Genomic DNA, 19,752 nt, shown 5'->3' with positions numbered 1-19,752 from the left:
ACTCGAAGATGCATCATATTTCCAAAGAGGCCCAGCATGACAACCGCACCCCCGATCAACTACGAAACCTCCCCTGAGCGCTATAAGCACTGGACCTTGACCGTCGACGGCCAGATCGCCACGCTCAAGATGAGCGTGAACGAAGACGGCGGCTTGAAGGAAGGCTATAAGCTCAAGCTCAATTCGTACGATCTGGGCGTGGACATCGAATTGCACGACGCCCTCCAGCGCATTCGCTTCGAACACCCAACCGTGCGCACCGTAGTGATCACCAGTGGCCGGGACCGTGTTTTCTGCTCGGGCGCCAATATCTTCATGCTGGGCAAGTCCACGCATGCGTGGAAAGTCAATTTCTGCAAATTCACCAACGAAACGCGTAATGGCCTCGAAGATTCCAGCCGTCATGAAGGGCTGAAATTCGTCGCTGCCGTCAACGGTGCATGTGCTGGCGGTGGCTACGAAATGGCGGCCGCATGCGATGAAATCATCCTGGTCGATGACCGGTCGTCGTCGGTAAGTTTGCCCGAGGTGCCCTTGCTGGGCGTATTGCCGGGCACCGGCGGCCTCACGCGTCTGACCGACAAGCGTCACGTGCGCCACGACCACGCGGATATTTTCTGCACCACGTCAGAAGGTGTGCGCGGCCAGCGAGCCAAGGACTGGAAGCTCGTCGACGAAATCGCCAAGCCCGCGCAATTTGCCGATACGGTGCGCGAGCACGCTCTGGCGCTCGCGGCGACGAGCCAACGCCCGGCGCAGGCTCAAGGCGTGAAGCTGAGCCCCCTGCATCGTCAGCAAACCGAAAACACGCTGGCTTATGAATTCGTCAACGTGACAATAGACCGCGCCGCCCGGCACGCGACACTGACCGTCAAGGCACCCACCTCGCCGCAACCCAAGGACGGCGCAGGCATCGAAGCCGCAGGCATTAATTGGTGGCCGCTGCAGTTCGCGCGCGAACTCGACGACGCCATCCTCCATCTGCGCACCAACGAACTCGACATCGGCACCTGGGTGTTGAAATCTTCCGGCGACCCGCAAGCGATGCTCGATGTCGACGCCACGCTGATCGCCAACCAGGACAATTGGCTGGTGCGCGAAACCACCGGCTTCTTGCGTCGCACTTTGGCGCGGCTCGACGTGTCTTCGCGCTCGCTGTTTGCGTTTGTCGAACAAGACTCGTGCTTCGTCGGCACCTTGCTCGAAGTCGCGCTCGCCGCAGATCGTATCTATATGCTGGCCTTGCCCGATGACGCGGATCACGCGCCGAAGATCGGCGTGTCCGCAATGAATTTTGGTGTGTTGCCCATGGTCTCCGGCCAGTCGCGACTGGCGCGCCGCTTCTATGAGGACGAGCACGCGATCGCCGCGGTGCGCGAAACCCAAGGTCAGCTACTCGACGCGGCCCAGGCCCTGCAACTGGGCATGATCACCGCCGACCCGGACGACCTCGACTGGCCCGACGAAACGCGGCTCGCTCTCGAAGAGCGCGCCAGCATGTCCCCCGATGCATTGACCGGCCTCGAAGCCAACTTGCGCTTCAACGGCCGCGAGACCATGGAGACCCGCATCTTCGGGCGCCTGTCGGCATGGCAAAACTGGATCTTCATCCGTCCGAATGCGGTCGGCGAGCTGGGTGCCTTGAAGGTATACGGCTCCGGCAACAAAGCGCAGTTTGATTTGAACCGAGTCTAAACCGGCTTCATTTAAGGACCCCCTCATGAGCACCATCGATTACGCCGACAAGATCCCCAATAACGTCAACCTCTCGGAAGACAAAACCCTGCAGCGTGCGCTAGAACACTGGCAGCCCAATTACCTGCAATGGTGGAACGACATGGGGCCTGACGGCTCGACCAACCACGACGTCTACCTGCGCACCGCGATCAATGTCACGCCGGAAGGCTGGGCGAATTTCGCTCATGTGAAAATGCCCGATTACCGCTGGGGTATTTTCCTTGCGCAGGCCGAAGAAGGACGCAAGGTCAATTTCGGCGAGAACAAAGGCATGAATGCCTGGCAGGAAGTGCCGGGTGAACATCGGGCCAACCTGCGCCGCATGATCGTGACGCAGGGCGACACCGAGCCGGCGTCGGTCGAACAGCAACGGCACCTCGGGCTGACAGCGCCGTCCAATTACGATCTGCGCAACCTGTTTCAGATCAACGTGGAAGAAGGCCGTCACCTTTGGGCCATGGTGTATCTGTTGCACAAATACTTCGGGCGCGACGGCCGCGAGGAAGCCGAGGCGCTGCTCCAGCGCAACTCCGGCGATCAGGACAAGCCGCGCATACTCGAGGCATTCAACGAGGAAACGCCGGACTGGCTGGCGTTCTACATGTTCACGTACTTTACCGATCGGGACGGCAAGTTCCAGCTCAATGCGCTTGCCGAATCGGGTTTCGATCCGTTGTCGAGAACCTGTCGCTTTATGCTGACTGAAGAAGCGCATCACATGTTTGTCGGCGAATCCGGCATCTCGCGCATCATCAATCGTACTTGTCAGGTCATGAAGGAATTCGGCATTGAAGACCCGGAACAAGTCCGCGCGAAAGGCGTGATCGATTTGCCCACGATACAGCGTTACTTGAACTTCCATTTCAGCGTGACGATAGACTTGTTCGGCGCGGACCAATCGTCGAATGCGGCGGCTTTTTATAGCGCCGGGTTGAAAGGCCGATACGAAGAGATGAAGCGCGATGACGATCATCTGTTGAAGGGTGGCCAGTACCGCATTCTCGAAGTTTCAAACGGTGCCTTGGTCGAGCGTGAAGTGCCGATGTTGAATGCGCTCAATGAATTGCTGCGCGATGACTACATACGTGATTCAGTGGCTGGTGTGGCACGGTGGAATCGTGTGATTGAGAAGGCGGGGTTGAGCTTCCGCTTGATTACGCCGCATAAGGCGTTCAATCGCCATATCGGCGCGATGGCGGAATTCAAGATCTCTCCGGAAGGACGGCTGATTTCGGAAACGCAATGGCAGGCGAATGTGGCCAATTGGTTGCCCTCGGAGGCCGATCGCGCTTATGTCGCTTCGTTGATGGGGCGTGTGATCGAGCCTGGCAAGATCGCGGGTTGGATCGCGCCGCCGCCGATCGGTATCAACCGTCAGCCTATCGATTACGAATACGTTCGCTTCAATTAAGCACGCAAGGGCCGACGCGATCGCGCACGGCCCTGTTACACCTCACATATTGAGTGGCCGCCATGAACGCCCCCGAACCGATCGCTTTTATTCGACAACATCTGATCGATCCCGAGATTTGCATTCGTTGCAATACTTGTGAAGAGACTTGTCCGATCGATGCAATCACGCATGACAGCCGTAATTATGTGGTTGATGCCGATATCTGTAATGCTTGTGGGGCTTGTATTTCGCCATGTCCTACGGGATCGATCGATCACTGGCATACGGTGGCGAAGAGTGCGGCTTATTCGATAGATGAGCAGTTGAGTTGGGATGAGTTGCCGGTGGAGCAAGAGGTTGATGCGAGTGTGCTCGATCAGGTCTCGGTAGCCGATGAGGCGGTCGCGGGCGACGCTGTGCAGATTAACGCTGCAACATCGATATCGTCTTCGACTCCGCCGTGGTCGGCCGCTCATCCCTATGTCAATCTCTATACGCTGAAGACGCCGATTACCGCGACGATCGCGGGGAATTATCGGCTGACTGCGCCGGAGGTGGAAAGCGATATCCGGCATATCGTGCTTGATTTCGGCACGCAGGTGTTTCCGATTTTAGAGGGGCAGTCGATAGGGATCATTCCGCCTGGGTTAGACGCTAGTGACAAGCCGCATTACATGCGTATGTATTCGGTTGCGAGCCCTCGCTCGGGGGAGCGGGATGGGTATAACAATCTGTCGCTCACGGTTAAGCGTGTGGTGTTGGATCATGATGGCAAACCTACCGTTGGCGTGGCGTCGAATTATTTGTGCGACTTGCCTAAAGGGGCGAACGTGCAGGTTGCGGGGCCGTTTGGGGTTAATTATTTGATGCCTAATCATCCGGAGGCGAATCTTCTGATGATTTGTACCGGGACCGGGTCAGCGCCTATGCGCGCAATGACTGAGCATAGGCGGAGGCTTTTGGCGAAAGGGCAATCAGTTAGCGGGAAGTTGATGCTTTTTTTCGGCGCGCGGAATTCGGCGGAGTTGCCTTATTTTGGGCCGCTGTTGAAGTTACCGGAGGAGTTCATCGACAAGAATTTTGCGTTCTCGCGAGTTGCGGATCACCCCAAGACTTATGTGCAAGACAAGATTCTTGAGGCGGGAAAAGCGGTGGCTCAGTTGTTGGCAGGGGATACTTATCTCTACGTCTGTGGTTTGAAGGGGATGGAAACGGGGGTGATGGCGGCGTTGGCTGAGGTTTCCGCACAGCATGGCTTGGACTGGGTGGAGTTGCGGGCGAAAATGGTTAAGGAAGGCCGGTTCCATGTTGAGACTTATTGACGTTGAAGTTTCTCAAGTTAGCGATCACTGACGATGTGGCGAGTCTTTGTAATGTTGTTACGACCTCGGAGCCTATCCGTTTCTTTGTGTGTGAGGCATAACAGGCCTCCTTACGCTGCCAGTTTATGCCTCACACACAAAGAAACGGATAGGCTCGTTTGCCGCGGTAACTTCAAGTCGCGCCGATAAATGAACGAGTGTGAATCCCATCCCGAGTAATTGCTATCCCCGTTTCACATCCCAGCAACAACACCCCCATCCACCGCCCCCGACCGCCAATTCGGATCCCGCGCAAACCACAACGTCAAAAACTCAATAAACGCCGAAACCTTAGCCGACAAATTCATCCGTTCCACATACACCGCATAAACATCCGCCACCGGCAACGACCACTCCGGCAAAACCAACTTCAGCGCGCCCGAATTCAAATGCGCTTGCACATCCCACTCCGAGCGCATCAAGATGCCATACCCATCAAGCGCCCAAATCAACGCCGTTTCACCATCATTACTACTCAACGGCCCGCGCACCTTAACCGTCTCCTGCTTGCGCCCTCGGCTCAAATACCAAGTCCCATAAGCCGCATCGCTTTCCCGTAACACTATGCACTGGTGACGCTGCAAATCATGCGGCGTGGTCGGCGCCCCTGCCCGTGCCAAATACTCAGGCGAAGCACACAAAAACCGCCGATTCGCGGCAATCCTGCGAGCCACCATACGCGAGTCCTGCACCTCGCCAAACCAGATCCCCACATCGAACGATTCATCCGCAAGCTTCACCGCGCGATCGGTCAAAACCAACTGCACCTCCACCTCCGGATACTTCTGCAAAAACGCAGAAATCGCCGGTGCAATATGCCGCCGCCCGAAACCAAACGTGGTGTTCACCCGCAACAACCCCTTAGGCGTCTTCCGACTACTCGAAACCATCACATCGAGCTCTTCCAACTCCGCAAGCAGCCGCGTACCGTTCTTCAAATACAGCTCACCTTCCTGCGTCACACTCAATCGCCGCGTAGTGCGGTTCAACAACCGCACCCCCAGCCGCTTCTCAAGCCCAGCCAGCCGAGTGCTGATGGCCGGCGGCGTAACCCCCACCTCGCGCGCCAGCGCAGACAAACTGCCATGCTTGACCAAGCGAACGAAGAAGGCCAAATCCGAGATCGAATCCATTTATAAACTCATCTTAACAATAGAGTAAATGAGATTGTATTATCAACCAGTGCCGTCTCGCTATACTCTTTTAACACGGTAGATCGGGCTTCCAGCCAAGATCGGATTAAAAAAGAGGAAGCGTTTCGTGGCCCACACTCTCTATCAAAAATTGGTCGACTCGCACACGGTAAAGCGGCTCGATGAAGCGCATGTCCTGCTGTATGCGGACCTGCATATCATGAACGAATACACCAGCCCACAAGCCTTCGGCGGTTTGGTTGAACGTGGCTTGCTGGTGCTGCGCCCGTCGCAGCAAATGGGTGTCGTCGATCATGTGATCCCCACTCACGCCGATCCGGTCGCCCAACGGGTGATCCGCATCGAAGCGGCATCGAAACAAGCGGCAAATTTCTCGCGCAATTGCAACGCGAGCGGCATCAAGCTCTACGACGTCAACGACCCGCTGCAAGGAATCGAACACGTGGTCGCGCCGGAGTCGGGGTTTATCCGCCCAGGCATGGTGGTACTGTGCGGCGACAGCCACACGACAACCTATGGCGCCTTCGGTGCGCTCGGCTTCGGCATCGGTACGTCTGAAATCGAACACGTGCTGGCCACACAAACGCTGACCTATCGCACCGCCGCCGACATGCGCATCCGCATCGACGGCGTGCTGCCCACTAGCGTCACGGCAAAAGATCTCGTGATGTACGTGGTAGCCAAGATCAGTGCCCAAGGCGCACGCGGTCACGCAGTCGAATACGCGGGCACGGCAATCGAAGCCCTCAGCATCGAAGCGCGCATGACCTTGTGCAATATGACGGTCGAAGCCGGAGCCCGAGCTGCGTTGATAGCCCCGGATGAAACCACTTTCGCCTATGTACGCGCTCATCCCGGCAATCTCGACGCAGCCGGCATGGAAGCAGCGATCCAAACCTGGCGCCATCTGTATTCCGATCCGGACGCCGTATTCGACATCGAACTGGAATTCTCGGCACTCGACGTCGCGCCCTACGTCACATGGGGCACCAGCCCCGACCAGGCCATCCCCATCGACGGCTGGATCCCGCTGCGCGACGCTGATGCGTCCACTGCCAAAGCGCTCGACTACATCGGCCTCACGGGCGGCAGCCGCATCGAGGGCACACGAGTCGACCGCGTCTTCATCGGCTCCTGCACCAACGGCCGCATCGAAGATCTGCGCCTCGCCGCCGCAGTAGTGCGCGGGCAAACGATTTCGCCCACGGTAAGGGGCATGGTAGTGCCCGGCTCCGGCGCAGTGCGCGATCAAGCCGAACGCGAAGGCCTCGCGAGCATCTTCACCGATGCCGGCTTCGAATGGCGTCAACCCGGGTGCTCGATGTGCCTGGCCATGAACGACGACGTACTCGCGCCTGGTGAGCGCTGCGCGTCGACCACCAACCGTAATTTCGAAGGCCGACAAGGTCGCGATAGCCGTACGCATTTGATGAGCCCCGCCATGGCGGCGGCCGCGGCCATTGCCGGCTATATCACCGATGTGCGCAAACTGGGAGCCCAACCATGAACGACTTCACACGCGTCGAAGGTGTAGCGCTGCCCTTGCCTATCGCCAACCTCGATACCGATCAGATCATGCCCAAGCAATTCTTGTTCGGCATCGACAAATCGGGGCTCGCCAAAGGTTTGCTGTACGACTTGCGCTGCCACCCGGACGGCACGCCGCAGCGCGATTTCATCATGAACACCGAGCCCTACAACCACGCGCGCATCTTGGTGGGCGGCCCCAATTTCGGCTGCGGCTCAAGCCGCGAACACGCGGTGTGGGGCCTTCAACAAGGCGGCATAGCCGCGGTGCTCGCACCGAGTTTCGGCGAGATCTTTTATTACAACTCGATTAACAATCGCTTTCTTACTGTAATGCTTGCGCAAGACCAGATCGACCAGATCATGGCGGAAATAGCGACACCGGCCAGCAGCCATTTGATTATCGACGTTCAGGCGCAGCAGGTGCACACTGCAAGTGGCAAATCGTTTCCGTTCGACATGGATGCGCGTCAGCGTCACATGTACCTTAACGGTCTCGACGTGATCGGCGCTTCGGTGGGCATGTTGCCCGAGATCAAAGCGTTCGAGCAGGCGCACTTTGCCGCTAACCCGTGGGCCCGCGTCATGTCCCCGGCCTAGCCACTCGCGCCGAATATCGGAACCCCGCGCACGAGCGCGGCTCAAACTCATTTGAAAACCAGGAGAGACACACAATGAAGCCTCTGATCGGATTGATGCTGGGCGACGTCACGGGAATCGGCCCGGAACTGATTGCGAAACTGCTTTCATCGCCGGCCACCCGCGAACAAGCCAACGTTGTCGTGATCGGCGATGCACGCGTATTCGAACTGGGCATGCGCGATGCCGGATTGAAAGTGCCTTACCGCAAGATCAGCAACATCGACGAAGCCGATTTCAACCAGGCCGAAGTGCCGTTCATCGACTTGGCTAACGTGGACCCGACCGCCATCAAGCGCGGTGAACTGTCGGCCGAATCCGGTCGCCTGACGGGCGAGACGCTCAAGTACATGACTGACCTGGCGTTGGCCGGCAAGCTCGACGGCATCTGCTTTGCGCCGTTGAACAAGGCCGCGCTACACCGCGGCGGCTGGAACTACCACGACGAACATCAGATGTTCGCTGCCTGGACCAACCACAGCGGCTACTTCGGCGAAGTCAACATCATCAACTTGTTCTCGACGTTCCGCGTGACCTCGCATGTGGCCTTGCGCGTCGCCGTCGACATGGTGAAACCCGATCGCATCGAAGGCGCGGTACGCCTCGCGTTCGATACCTTGCGCGCAGCGGGCAAGCCGAATCCGCGCATTGGCGTCGCGGCGCTCAATCCGCATGGCGGCGAGAATGGCCTGTTCGGCGATGAAGAAATCAAAGTGATACGCCCGACGCTGGAAGCACTGCGCGCAGCAGGCCTGCCGTGTCTCGGCCCATTCCCGTCGGACACGGTTTTCATCAAGGCGCGTAACGGCGACTTCGATGGCGTGGTGATCATGTATCACGACCAAGGCCAGATCGCGACCAAGCTGCTCGGATTTTCCGAAGGTGTCACGCTCACTGGCGGTTTGAAGGCTGTGTACACGACGCCTGCGCATGGCGTGGCTTACGACATCGTCGGTACCGGCAAGGCCGACGTGGGCGCCATGACCGCGGCGTTTCGCATCAACTGCAGCAACGCGGCGAGCCGCAAAGCCAGTCGCGAAGCCGTTGTTAGCTGATACGGTCAGCCGGCATCGCCAGCTAACGTCGCTCACTCGTAACACGTAAGCCGCAATGTGCAACGTGCAACAGACGTGGCGCTACCCCCGCGTATAGCGGGCGAGAGCGCCACGCAAAACACAGCACCGGTTCGTATCTCGTGTATTAGCCAGGAAGCCAATATGTTCGAAAATTTCACCAAATCCATCACCAAGACCCGCGGTGCCGACATCGTAACGCTCAAGGGCGGCGAAGGTCCGCCACTGCTGTTGATGCACGGCAACCCGTTCACCCATGTGACCTGGCACAAGATTGCGCCGCGTCTGGCGAAGCACTTCACCTTGGTGCTCACCGACTTGCGCGGTTATGGCGATAGTTCAAAGCCGCCCGGCGGCGACGATCATTCCGGCTACTCGTTCCGTTCGATGGCGCAAGACCAAGTCGAAGTGATGCAGTCACTGGGCTTCGACAAGTTCTACGCGGCAGGCCACGACCGTGGCGCACGCGTACTGCACCGGATGTGTCTCGATCACGAAGACAATGTATTGCGCGCCGGCTTCATCGACATGCTGCCGCAACACTATTTACTCAACAACGTAACGCGTCAATGGGGCGTGTTTTCCTGGCACTGGTTCTTCATGACCCAGGCCTTCCCGACGCCGGAAACGATGATGGGCGCAGACCCGGAATTCTTTATCCGTCGCAAGCTCTCGAAGACCGATCAAGGCGTGAGCTTTTTCGATCCGGCAGCATTGGCCGAATACATCCGCTGCATCAAGAACCCGGAAGTGATCCACGCGATGTGCGAGGACTACCGCGCGACCTTCGGCGTCGACCTGACGATGGACACCGAGGACTACGAGGCAGGCAAGCGCGTGACAACACCCTCATTGATCCTGTGGGGCAAGAAAGGCGGTGTCGGTCGCAACCACGATGCGGCCGAGGTCTGGAGCCACTACGCCACAAAAATCCTGCAGACGGCGACCGTGCCATCCGGACACTACCTGCAAGAGGAATGCCCGGATGAAACGTACGAAGTATTGCAAGAGTTCTTCACACGCAAGATTTAAGCCGGTGCGACGGGCGTCGCGTAGGCTCAACGAATAATCATAAAAAAAGCAGTACCGGAGGAAGACATGTCGCATTCCACGCGGAGTAGTGACAGGGCGAGGCTCACGTTTGTGATGCTCTGTATCATGGCGTTCGTGATGTATATCGACCGCGCCAATATATCGGTGGCGGCGCCCCTGATCCGCAAAGAGCTGGGCTTGACGAACACCAGTCTCGGGCTGACCTTCTCGGCCTTCGGCATTGCGTATGCGGTGTTCATGATCCCGGGCGGCTGGCTTAGCGACCGGATCGGCGCGCGCAAGGGGCTGTTGGTGTGGGGCATCGTGTGGTCCATCGCGACCATCGCCACCGGTTTCATCGGTAGCCTGGTCACGTTGGCGATCGCACGCTTCGCGGTAGGCGTGGGGGAAGCGCCCATCTACCCGTCGGCTGCGCGCATGATCGCCAATGTCATGCCGGAAAGCCGTCGCGGCACGGCGCAGGGTGTGATGCACGCATGCGGCCGTACCGCCAGTGCGCTCGCGCCGCTGATCGTTACGGCGTTGATCGTGTATTTTTCATGGCGCTGGGCATTTATCATCCTGGGCATCGTCACGATCTGCTTCATGTTCTTCATGTATAGCTGCCTGAATTCGGCACACAAAAAGGACGAACAGGCAGATGAGTTGGAACGACTGGCCGCTGCAAACGGCGAGCGCTCGCAGCAAGCATCCCCGGCCCCGGCCGGAAAGCACGCAGCCCCGGATACCAGCAAGCACGCTCTCCCGGTCAACTGGCCGGATCTGATCCGCCGAGTATGGCCGGCAACAGCCGCCTGCTTTTGCCACGGCTGGATCCTCTGGTTCTTTCTGAATTGGGTACCGTCGTTCTTCGCCCAGCGCTATGGGATGAAGATCGAACACTCGGCCGTGTTCTCGACTTTCGTGCTGCTGGGCGGCACGGTCGGGACGGCCGCCGGCGGCATGCTGTCCGACTGGTACTTGACGCGTACCGGCGACCGGCTCAAGGCGCGCCGCAACGTCATCATCTTCGGTTTCCTGTCGGCGCTGGTCGGGCTGATACCGTTGATGTTGACGCGCAACGTCACGATCTGCACCGCCAGCTTGTGCTTCGCGTTCTTCTGTTCGGAAATCGCAGACTCGCCACTTTGGGTCATCGGCTCGGAAATTGCGCCCGAGCATTCCGCTACGTCGAGTGCGCTCACCTTTGCGGGCATGGCCCTGGCCGGCGCGATTTCTCCTGTGGTGGTGGGCTACTTGCTCGATGTGAGCAACGGCAACTGGCTCGTCGCGTTTGGCGCATCGATGGTGGTCATGGTTCTCGGCCCCATGTTCGCGATGCGGATACGCCTCGAAGAGCCGCCGGTCGAACCACCGGCGCGCCTCGATCGCTTGGCCGTCAGCAGCACAAATTAGTCGCACGGCAGGCGCGCTTTGCACGCGCTCCTGCCGCGTAATTCTCGCGCCGCCCTGCTGCATCGGCTTGATCCGCGATAGAATTGCGCTATGGCCCTACATCGCCGCATCATTCCCCTGATCGTTGCCTGCCCGCTGTTTCTGCAAAATCTGGATACCTCCATCATGGCAACGGCGTTGCCATCGATAGCGGATTCCTTGCATTTGGAAACGCTGCGGCTCAACCTCGCGATTACCTCCTACCTGCTCAGCCTTGCGGTGTTTCTACCCGCGAGTGGCTGGCTGGCGGACCGCTTCGGCGCACGCCGCGTCTTCTGCTGGGCGATCGTGCTGTTCTCGCTCGGCTCGACATTGTGCGGCCTGGCGAATAACCTGCCGGAACTGGTTGTGTTCCGCATCCTGCAAGGTATGGGCGGCGCCATGATGGTGCCGGTCGGGCGCTTGATATTGTTGCGCAGCGTGCCCAGCGCCGAGCTGATCGCGGCGATGGTCTGGTTCACGGTGCCGGGCGCTTTCGGACGGCTTGCCGGACCGATGCTCGGCGGCCTCATCGTGACGTTCGTATCGTGGCGCTGGATTTTTCTGCTCAACATTCCGTTTGGCGTGCTCGGCGTAGTGATGGCGCGTATCTTCATCGCCAAGGACGGCCCTGAAGCCACGCTGGACCCGTTCGATCACCGCGGCTTCGTCTTGTCGGCCGCCGGGCTGGTCGGCTTGGTCGGCGGCTTCGAGACGGCCGGCAAGGGCTTGTTGCCGGGGGCGGCCACGCTGCTTATGATCGCTTTTGGCGCGCTCGCGTTGTGGGTCTTCGAGCGCAGCAGCCGCGAGCACAGCACACCGATCATCAACCTGCGTCTACTGAAATTCCCGACGTATCGCACCGGTGTGCTGGGCGGCATGCCGCTGCGCATTGCGATCGGCGCTTCGCCGTTTCTGTTGCCGCTGATGTTCCAGCTCGGCTTCGGACTCTCGCCGCTGTTGTCGGGTTTCCTGAGCCTCGCTCCGGCAGTAGGCTCGCTCAGTACGCGTGCGCTGATCGCCGGTGCAATCAAGCGCATCGGTTTCCGTTGGTTGCTCGTTTCCGCGACCGGACTGACTGCGGCCTTCTATGCAAGCTACGGTCTGTTTCGACCGACGACCTCGCATGTGTTGATCTTCGTTGTGCTGCTGCTCGGGGGGCTGTTCAACTCGGCGGCAATGGTCACGCTCAACACGCTCGGCTATTCCGACATCCCAGCGCCGAGCATGAGCCGAGCCACAGCGCTGGCAGGCATGGCCCAGCAGTTATCGATCAGCATGGGGGTGGCGTTCGCGTCCACGCTGGTGACCGGTGCCGCATGGCTGCACGGCGCCAGCGCCGACCACCTGAGCGCACGCGATTTTTCACCCGCGTTCGTCGTGGTGGGCGCCGTGACGCTGATTTCTGTTTGGTCTTTTCTCAAGCTGACCGAAGCCAGCGGCGCGAATTTGCGCGCCAAATAATGCTGCTTATTGGCATCGAGAAAAACTACCCGGCCATCGACGGCGCCAAGTACGCGCCCGTCACATACCCAGCCGCCACGATCAACAGTACCAGCGCCGCGATGGCGCTAAAGCGATAGTCGCGCTCGCGCAGGAACACACCGAACATCAGCACGAGGCGCAGCACCGGCAGGAGTATGAACAACACGATTCCTGTCGTGACGATGCGCATGCCGAGCATCATTTCCGGGTGAGAGACGCCACCGTTGGCATGAATCAGCGTCAGCACCAAGCCCACAGCGATGATGAACGACGCCACCCAAGTCCCATAGTGCAATAGACTCGCGAGCAGCCGCTCCAGCGGAGCGAGTGTCGATGTCGGGGTTGGTTTCGGGGTTGATCTCGATTCGGCGCGATTCATGCCGATGCTCCGAATGGGTTGATGCCGAAAGCCTGCAGCAACATCTGTACGGCCAGCAGGACGAGTATCGCAACGAAGAACACGCGAAGTTTCTCGTTCGACACACGCATCAGAATGCGCGCTCCAAGCACTGCGCCGACGACGGAGCCCAGCGCAACCGGTCCCGCGATCGCGCTGACGATATCGCCGCGGACAAAATAGGCGCCCGCACTCGCTGCGGCCGTCACACCTATCATGAAATTGGATGTCGCCGAAGAGACCTTGATGGGCAGACGCAAGGCGGTGTCCATGGCCGGAATCTTCAGCACGCCGCTGCCGATGCCAAGCAGCGCCGAGACCAATCCTGCGCCATACATCAACGCCATGCCCATCGGCACGCGCTGCACGCGGTAGGCAACATCACGGCCCAGCGCGCGATCGGGATAGCTCGAATCGAGGCGTAGTTTCGCCGTCCATGATCCGCTGTGCACAGACGCGGATGTATCGGTCGGATCGCTGCGTCGCGCCAGCATTTGCCGAGCCGATAACAATAGAATCGCCGCAAACAGCAAGAAGAGCGCGGATACTGGAATGATTCCGGCTAGCAATACGCCGCATAACGCGCCTAGCGTGGTGGCGGTTTCCAGCACGACAGCGAGCCGGATATTGGTCAGGCGCGCACGCAGAAAAGGCGCCGCGCCGCCGCACGAACAGGCGATCACCGATACGATACTCGCGCCGATCGCAACGTGAATATTGACGTGCCCGAACACGATCAGGATGGGAACGATAAAAATTCCACTCGCCATGCCCAGCATCCCGCCCAAAGCACTGGCACCGATTGAAATCGCAAACAGCCAGATCGTAAAGCCGATATCCATGACTAACCCTCCTGGGCTCAGGTGCTCGCCGTGCGTCTGGCCAGCCGCGTCACGAACTGGATCTGGTCGCCGCGGTAGTAGAGTTTTTCGTAGTCGACCGGCTGGTGCTGCGCACTGTAAGAGGTTCGTTCAATCAGGAAGATCGGGCTGCCGAGGTCGATGCCGAGCGCCTGTGCCACGGCCGCAACGGCGCAGGTTGCCTCAAGCCGATATTCGGCTTCCACCAGCGGTGTGTTGTACTTCTTTTCCAGCAAGGAAAAAATCGGCTCGGTCTCGAGATTGTTACTGATGACCTTTTCCCCGAGTTCTCTGGGTAGCCACGTCTCGTCGAATGACAGCGGCATGCCGTCGACGAGGCGCACGCGCTGGATGCGGACCACCAGCGTACCGACCGCGAGCGCGAGCCTGCGCGCGACTGTTTCATCGGCAGGCACGACCTGCTTGTCGAGTACGCGGGCGGTCGGATTGCGGCCGAGCGCGTGCATGTCTTCGACAAAGCCGCTCAGTTCGGTGAGCTCCTGAGTGATCCGGGGCTGGATCACGAACGTGCCTTTGCCACGGCGAATCTCGATCAAGCCGCGGCTGATCAGGTTTTGCACGGTTTTCTGGATGGTCGTGCGGCTCACGCCGAACCGTTCGATCAGGCTTTCTTCGTTCGGTAATCGCGTACCCGGCGGGTAGGTGCCGTCGGCAATGCCGGCAGCGAGTACCGCTTCAACCTGTGCGTAAAGCGGAATGGGACTGGTGGGATCGATAATCATATAGACATAATGACATCATGACGTCACTATGTCTATGGTTTGTTTGGGTAGGCTGGGCGGGATGGTGGGTGCGCCCGCGAGCACGGCACCGCTGTCCAAGAACAGTTTGGTATGGCGCAGAGAGAAAATGGTATTGGTCCAGCGCGGTGCGCTTTTCTATACTCTGACGTTACCCGGGAGACGGTCGCGGGTAAAAGGTCAGTCAATGACCCACCAGAACGCTAACTAGATAGAACGCGCGCGCAGCGACATGATTGCCGACCCAGCTCTCAAAGCGCACCCAGCAGGTACAAAACCTGCAGGTACAAAAATATAAAACGGGTGGAGAAGACAACGTTGACAACGCGCAGAGGTTTTATCAAGAGCACGGTCAGCAGCGGGATCATGTTCTGCACGTGCGGTTTGCTCGATGCGGCGCACGCCCAGCAGGCCCTGGCTACCCGGCACTCACCGGTACGAGTGGGCGGCAAGCGCGTCAGAACCATCGATACCCACGCGCATTGCTATTTCCATGAGTCGCTCGCGTTGATGGGCCCCGACGCCAACAACGTGGTGCCGCAGACCAAAGGCGTGCCGGAAATGTTCATCCCGGTCGACGACCAAGCCGCAGTAACCGCGCGGCTGGCGGCGATGGATGCCATGGGGATCGACATGGAGGTGCTGTCGATCAACCCGTTCTGGTACAAAAAGGACCGCGATACCGCCAGCGCCATCGTCAAACTGCATAACCAGAAATTCGCGGACCTCCATGCAGCTTATCCGCAGCGTTTTGCGGCGTTCGCATCGCTATCGCTGCAATACCCGGATCTGGCGGTGCAGGAGTTGCAAACCGCGATGCAGAAACAAGGTCTGCGCGGTGCGGCGATCGGCTCAAGCGTCAACGGCGAAGACTTTTCCAATCCCAAGTTCTACCCGGTCTGGGCCAAGGCCGAAGAGCTCGGTGCGGTGCTGTTCATCCACCCGCAAAGCCAGCCGGAACTCAAGACGCGTTATCAGGGTAATGGCTGGCTGTCGAACACCGTCGGAAATCCGCTCGATACCACGATCGCGCTCGAGCACATGATCTTCGAGGGCACGCTGGATAAATTCCCGGGCCTCAAGATCCTGGCGGCGCACGGCGGCGGGTACCTTGGCTCCTATGCGGCACGCTCCGACTACACCTGCTTTGTCTCGCCGCAGAACTGCAACGCCCAGATCGTGCTGAAGAAAAAGCCCAGCGAATACCTGCGCGACATCTATGTGGACGCCATGGTATTCACACCTGAAGCGCTGAAGTTCTTGATCTCGCAAGTCGGTGCCAATCGAGTCGTACTCGGTACCGATTATCCGATCCCCTGGGAATTGCATCCGGTCGATCAGATTTTCGCTACGCCGCTCACCGATGCCGAACGTCGGGCGATCCTGGGCGGCAACGCTACGGTGTTGCTGAACCTGGCGACTTGAATATGGCAACCCGAGCTTGCCAACACCCGCCGCGCCTCATGCCGTGCAAGCGCTAGACAATAAAAAAAACGTCCTGGCCGACAACCCAGTCAAGGAGACTGAAACCCATGAAATCCATTTTGCGCTGCTGCGTTCTCGCCTGCTGCACCCTGGTCGCAACCAGTGCGATCGCCCAGAACGAGGATCCCAACTATCCGGACCACAAGACCATCACGATGATCATCCCGCTGGCGGCCGGCAGTGCGGTCGATAATGCCGCGCGCATTATCGCGCCCGAACTGTCGAAGCAGTTAGGTAGCTCGATCGTGATGGAAAACCTGCCCGGCGCATCCGGCATCATCGGTGCCGGCCGAGTCGCCGCCGCGCACCCGGACGGCCTGACGCTGGGCGCATTCAACGACAGCATCCTGACGATGGTGCCGAATCTGCAGTCGAACATGCCGTGGGACCCCATCCGCGATTTCGCACCGGTTTCGCTGGTCGCCACGCTCGATTGGGGCTTGGTTGCGACGCCGAGCCTGCCCTATAAGACCGCTGCGGACGTGATCGCCGCGGCCAATGCAGCGCCCGGCAAAATCAACTACGCATCGGGTGGCAACGGTAGCCCGCAACACATCGCTATGGCGCTGTTCGCAGCGCGCAACCACCTCAATATGCTGCATGTGCCGTACCGCGGCGCCACGCCTGCGGCGGTCGGGATTGCCAGCGGTGACGCGCAGGTTGGATTCTCCGCGCTGGCTACGGTTAAAAGCCTGATCGATGGTAAACAACTCAAGCTGCTTGGCGTATCTTCGCAAGAACCGTTGGCGCAAACGCCGGGCGTGCCGACCATTTCGGCATCGGGCTCACCGGGCTTTCTGTTTTCTTCGTGGTTCGTTATTGTCGCGCCGCACGGCACGCCGCCCGCGATCGTGGCACGTCTGAATCAGGCCATCAAGGCCGCGCTCGCCAACCCCGGCGTGCGCGCCAAACTGATTGCGCAAGGCGCGAACCCGACCGGCTCCAGCGCTGCGCAGCTCGATCAGATGACGCGGGAAAATCTGGTGACCTATAAGAAATTGATTCAGGACAACCACATCGAAACGAACTGAGTAACCGCGGTGGAAACACCGCTGGTTGACTTACAAGAAGTGTGTGGACTGCTTGAGGTCGACACGAGTTGGTCGCGTAGGGCAGAAGCCGGCCAATAGCGGTCAGTCGACATTAAAGTCTAGATCGTTGAAAATTGCGTGTGTTCCGTTGATGGCCTATTGCGGAGAATCGGGAGAGGCTGACCTAGCGCCGCGTTTAACGGATCTCAACACTGGAAATCTACCGGTGGAATTTACACCGAACTCATTTCAAAGCACCATCGACCGTAATATTTCGAACAATTGCGGCAGTGCGGCTGTCCTCGTCTTCGACCCAATCCGTCCACGTAATTCCGTAGTCGGGGAACAGCGTTGTATGCCAACGACGGGTCAAACCGGTCTTCTGCTGCTCCGAGCACATTATGGACACTGCCGTGCCCCTAAACTGCTGAAAGACCGTTGACGCAGGTGCCGTCCCTTCCACCCTGCACTGTCGCGCATCCGCGCCATTGCTCGAAGGTTGCGGGAGGGCGATGTCGATGGTTTCACCGGTGACAGGCTCGCTAGCAAGCGTGGCAATGGGGGCGTCAGCGGGCAGCGTCGCCAACCGTGTCAGTGCGGTTCCCGTTCCAACAGTCTGTGTGCGCAGATTTGCGAGACCAAGGCTAAGGGTGTAGTCGGCCCAGCCGGCTGACGTGACCATTTCTGCCACTACCCCGTTGTTTCGTCGATTGACGAGGACATCTTTGAACGAGGCATCGTCTCCTGGCGTTGTCTTGTTGACCCAGCGTGCGTCGAACGTGATGCGCGAGTACGGAAGTGGACGACTGCCGTCAGTAGGGAGTCGTCGGCGGATCTGTTCCGGTAGCTGACGTTCGTCAAACGACTCGTCAAAATATGTGTAAGGATTGTCGAGCGTCATTTGAACCATATTCTTGCGGTGGCTCAACATGCGTAGAAACTCAAAGGATGCAGGGTCACGCACGTTGGGGCTGAGAGCGTCAATGGCGTCGACGGAAAACACGAGCATGCTGCACGGGTTCTTTGGATATTCCTTCGCCCCTCGCTCTGGAGGCGTCGCATTGAGGAGTGCATCGACGTCAAGTAACGTCGCGTCGCTGTAATGTTCTTCTGTATGTCCTGAAGCTGCGCTATCCACCAGAATCTGGTAAATCTCCATTACATCTTCGAGGGTACGCGGCGAAGCCGATTTCTCCATTGCGATGAAATCGGCTCCTTGCATCAGCGCGTGACAATCGTATGCCGACCCGGACGCGATGTCCTCTAAAAGCTTCAGCATCCGTAGTCTGTCATCCGACGCGAGTGGCGTCGCGAAAAGGGAGAGATCGGCGTGGTTTCGGCGCATTGCAGCCTGCCATGCCGGATCCGCTGCGAATTTTGTCATCCAACGCAGCAGTATCTGGCCCCGTTGAGAGTCTGGGTCTATCCCAGCAGCAACTAGTTTTTGACGCATCTGGATCTGCTGCGTCGTTTTGACAGCCATCGGCGCATCGCCGAGGGTGTCATTGGCGGATGTGTGATTTTTCGAGTCAGGATCGTGCGCGCAACCAGCCACAATTATCATGACCACAAAAAGGGCAGTCGGAAACGAAAATTTCATCATTGATAAAGGAGAAGTAGGTCCCATATGGATTAACGGCCTAACTCCCGATTTACTTTAGTAAACATGATTTTCTGCACTTAGCTATTCATGGAATTGAAATTGCAAGCGAAGCCCTCTTTCGAAGCGGAGGCGCAGTTGCTTCTGGGCTGCTTTAAGGTATTAGTTCGGTGCCGCCTTTCGTATTTTGTCCGCCGGGAGGATTTAGAATGAAGCCTAGGCGAGTGACTATGTCGCGGAAAGGAGCAAGGGGAGCTGTTTGAGCCTGACGTTTCTTGCGGTGAGAGACCCTCCGACATTGTGTGCGAGACGTCGGAATAACGGGACTTAACGGTCCGCTTTGTAGCGCCGTGACGAGCCGCAACGGGTCGACAAGCGCAGTTCGAATCTCCAAGCGATCCGCGTTGCGCGAGGTCAGTGTGAACTTCCGGGTGCGGCCGAGGCTATGTCAAAACGCACGCTTCAGTCGAGGGCTGTCGAAATTGGCTTGCGAGGATGGCCTACAACGGCTTCGGCAGGTGTCAGTAAGGGTAAAGCGACCCATCAAAACCTTGGGATTGACTGTTTTGACACAGCCTCGGCCAATAGCGGTCATTGAGTGTGCCGTCTCAGGTTACGCATTTCGTTGCCGATATAACGTCATGGCCGAACGCGAACGACTGCGCTTGGCCCGAGCGTCGAATGCCGGCGAAATGAGGGACCATGGCAAGACTGTTACTACTCGTCTGTTTATGCTTTTCTATTGACGTCTTTGCTATAGGCGGCCGCGGAGGCGGCGGCCGG

The 19,752-nt window shown here is 58.7% G+C and carries 16 protein-coding genes; 11 read left to right on the top strand and 5 right to left on the bottom strand.

Annotated features, from left to right (window positions below; all coding sequences use genetic code 11):
* Positions 1-36 precede the first annotated feature (36 nt).
* The 3 genes from boxC to boxA all read left to right on the top strand — a co-directional run bounded on the left by boxC (position 37) and on the right by boxA (position 4,452).
* Complete coding sequence (gene boxC, locus GSQ77_RS23985; protein WP_158905496.1) at positions 37-1,695, top strand: 2,3-epoxybenzoyl-CoA dihydrolase; 1,659 nt, start codon at positions 37-39, stop codon at positions 1,693-1,695.
* A 25-nt stretch (positions 1,696-1,720) separates the two neighbouring features.
* Entirely contained in the window at positions 1,721-3,148 is a 1,428-nt protein-coding gene (gene boxB, locus GSQ77_RS23980; protein WP_158905494.1) for a benzoyl-CoA 2,3-epoxidase subunit BoxB, read from the top strand.
* Between the two features lie 62 nt (positions 3,149-3,210).
* The gene (gene boxA / locus GSQ77_RS23975) at positions 3,211-4,452 is read left to right on the top strand and encodes a benzoyl-CoA 2,3-epoxidase subunit BoxA (protein WP_158905492.1); all 1,242 of its coding nucleotides are present in this window, start codon (positions 3,211-3,213) and stop codon (positions 4,450-4,452) included.
* 233 nt (positions 4,453-4,685) lie between these two features.
* On the opposite strand, the gene GSQ77_RS23970 is transcribed toward boxA, so the two are convergent.
* Complete coding sequence (locus GSQ77_RS23970; RefSeq protein ID WP_158905490.1) at positions 4,686-5,624, bottom strand: LysR family transcriptional regulator; 939 nt, start codon at positions 5,622-5,624, stop codon at positions 4,686-4,688.
* Between the two features lie 127 nt (positions 5,625-5,751).
* Between GSQ77_RS23970 and leuC the strand changes: the two genes are divergently transcribed.
* The 6 genes from leuC to GSQ77_RS23940 all read left to right on the top strand — a co-directional run bounded on the left by leuC (position 5,752) and on the right by GSQ77_RS23940 (position 12,814).
* Positions 5,752-7,152, top strand: a complete 1,401-nt coding sequence (leuC, locus tag GSQ77_RS23965) for a 3-isopropylmalate dehydratase large subunit (RefSeq protein ID WP_158905488.1) — start codon at positions 5,752-5,754, stop codon at positions 7,150-7,152.
* A complete protein-coding gene (gene leuD / locus GSQ77_RS23960) occupies positions 7,149-7,772 on the top strand; it encodes a 3-isopropylmalate dehydratase small subunit (RefSeq protein WP_158905486.1) in 624 nt (207 codons plus the stop codon). Before leuC ends, leuD begins: the two co-directional genes overlap by 4 nt.
* A gap of 74 nt (positions 7,773-7,846) precedes the next feature.
* Positions 7,847-8,866: a 4-hydroxythreonine-4-phosphate dehydrogenase PdxA gene (locus GSQ77_RS23955; protein ID WP_158905484.1), complete on the top strand. Its 1,020-nt coding sequence runs from the start codon at positions 7,847-7,849 to the stop codon at positions 8,864-8,866.
* Between the two features lie 162 nt (positions 8,867-9,028).
* Positions 9,029-9,916, top strand: a complete 888-nt coding sequence (locus GSQ77_RS23950) for an alpha/beta fold hydrolase (RefSeq protein WP_158905482.1) — start codon at positions 9,029-9,031, stop codon at positions 9,914-9,916.
* A 114-nt stretch (positions 9,917-10,030) separates the two neighbouring features.
* Positions 10,031-11,332 (top strand): MFS transporter, encoded by a 1,302-nt coding sequence (locus tag GSQ77_RS23945; RefSeq protein WP_254067831.1) that lies wholly within the window; start codon positions 10,031-10,033, stop codon positions 11,330-11,332.
* A 90-nt stretch (positions 11,333-11,422) separates the two neighbouring features.
* Positions 11,423-12,814 carry an MFS transporter gene (locus GSQ77_RS23940; protein WP_158905478.1) on the top strand — a complete coding sequence of 464 codons (1,392 nt, stop codon included), beginning with the start codon at positions 11,423-11,425 and terminating at the stop codon, positions 12,812-12,814.
* 25 nt (positions 12,815-12,839) lie between these two features.
* On the opposite strand, the gene GSQ77_RS23935 is transcribed toward GSQ77_RS23940, so the two are convergent.
* Genes GSQ77_RS23935 through GSQ77_RS23925 form a run of 3 tightly spaced genes read right to left on the bottom strand, consistent with a single transcriptional unit; the run spans position 12,840 to position 14,832 of the window.
* Complete coding sequence (locus tag GSQ77_RS23935; RefSeq protein WP_158905476.1) at positions 12,840-13,214, bottom strand: DUF1634 domain-containing protein; 375 nt, start codon at positions 13,212-13,214, stop codon at positions 12,840-12,842.
* Entirely contained in the window at positions 13,211-14,074 is an 864-nt protein-coding gene (locus tag GSQ77_RS23930; RefSeq protein ID WP_158905474.1) for a sulfite exporter TauE/SafE family protein, read from the bottom strand. The genes GSQ77_RS23935 and GSQ77_RS23930 overlap by 4 nt, the downstream gene beginning before the upstream one ends.
* Positions 14,075-14,091: 17 nt before the next feature.
* Positions 14,092-14,832, bottom strand: coding sequence for a GntR family transcriptional regulator (locus GSQ77_RS23925; protein WP_216854952.1), 741 nt, complete (start codon positions 14,830-14,832; stop codon positions 14,092-14,094).
* Between the two features lie 339 nt (positions 14,833-15,171).
* Here GSQ77_RS23925 and GSQ77_RS23920 point away from each other — a divergent pair, with 339 nt between their 5' ends.
* Positions 15,172-16,278, top strand: a complete 1,107-nt coding sequence (locus GSQ77_RS23920; RefSeq protein WP_158905470.1) for an amidohydrolase family protein — start codon at positions 15,172-15,174, stop codon at positions 16,276-16,278.
* 107 nt (positions 16,279-16,385) lie between these two features.
* Entirely contained in the window at positions 16,386-17,369 is a 984-nt protein-coding gene (locus GSQ77_RS23915; protein WP_158905468.1) for a tripartite tricarboxylate transporter substrate binding protein, read from the top strand.
* A gap of 244 nt (positions 17,370-17,613) precedes the next feature.
* Here the strand turns inward: GSQ77_RS23915 and GSQ77_RS23910 are convergent, their stop codons facing one another.
* Positions 17,614-18,996: a hypothetical protein gene (locus GSQ77_RS23910; protein ID WP_158905466.1), complete on the bottom strand. Its 1,383-nt coding sequence runs from the start codon at positions 18,994-18,996 to the stop codon at positions 17,614-17,616.
* Positions 18,997-19,752 lie beyond the last annotated feature (756 nt).

The organism is Burkholderia sp. L27(2015) (assembly GCF_009765705.1).
GTDB lineage: Bacteria > Pseudomonadota > Gammaproteobacteria > Burkholderiales > Burkholderiaceae > LMUX01.
Note: the sequence above shows the minus strand (reverse complement) of the source record. Positions and strands in the feature narration are given on the sequence as shown.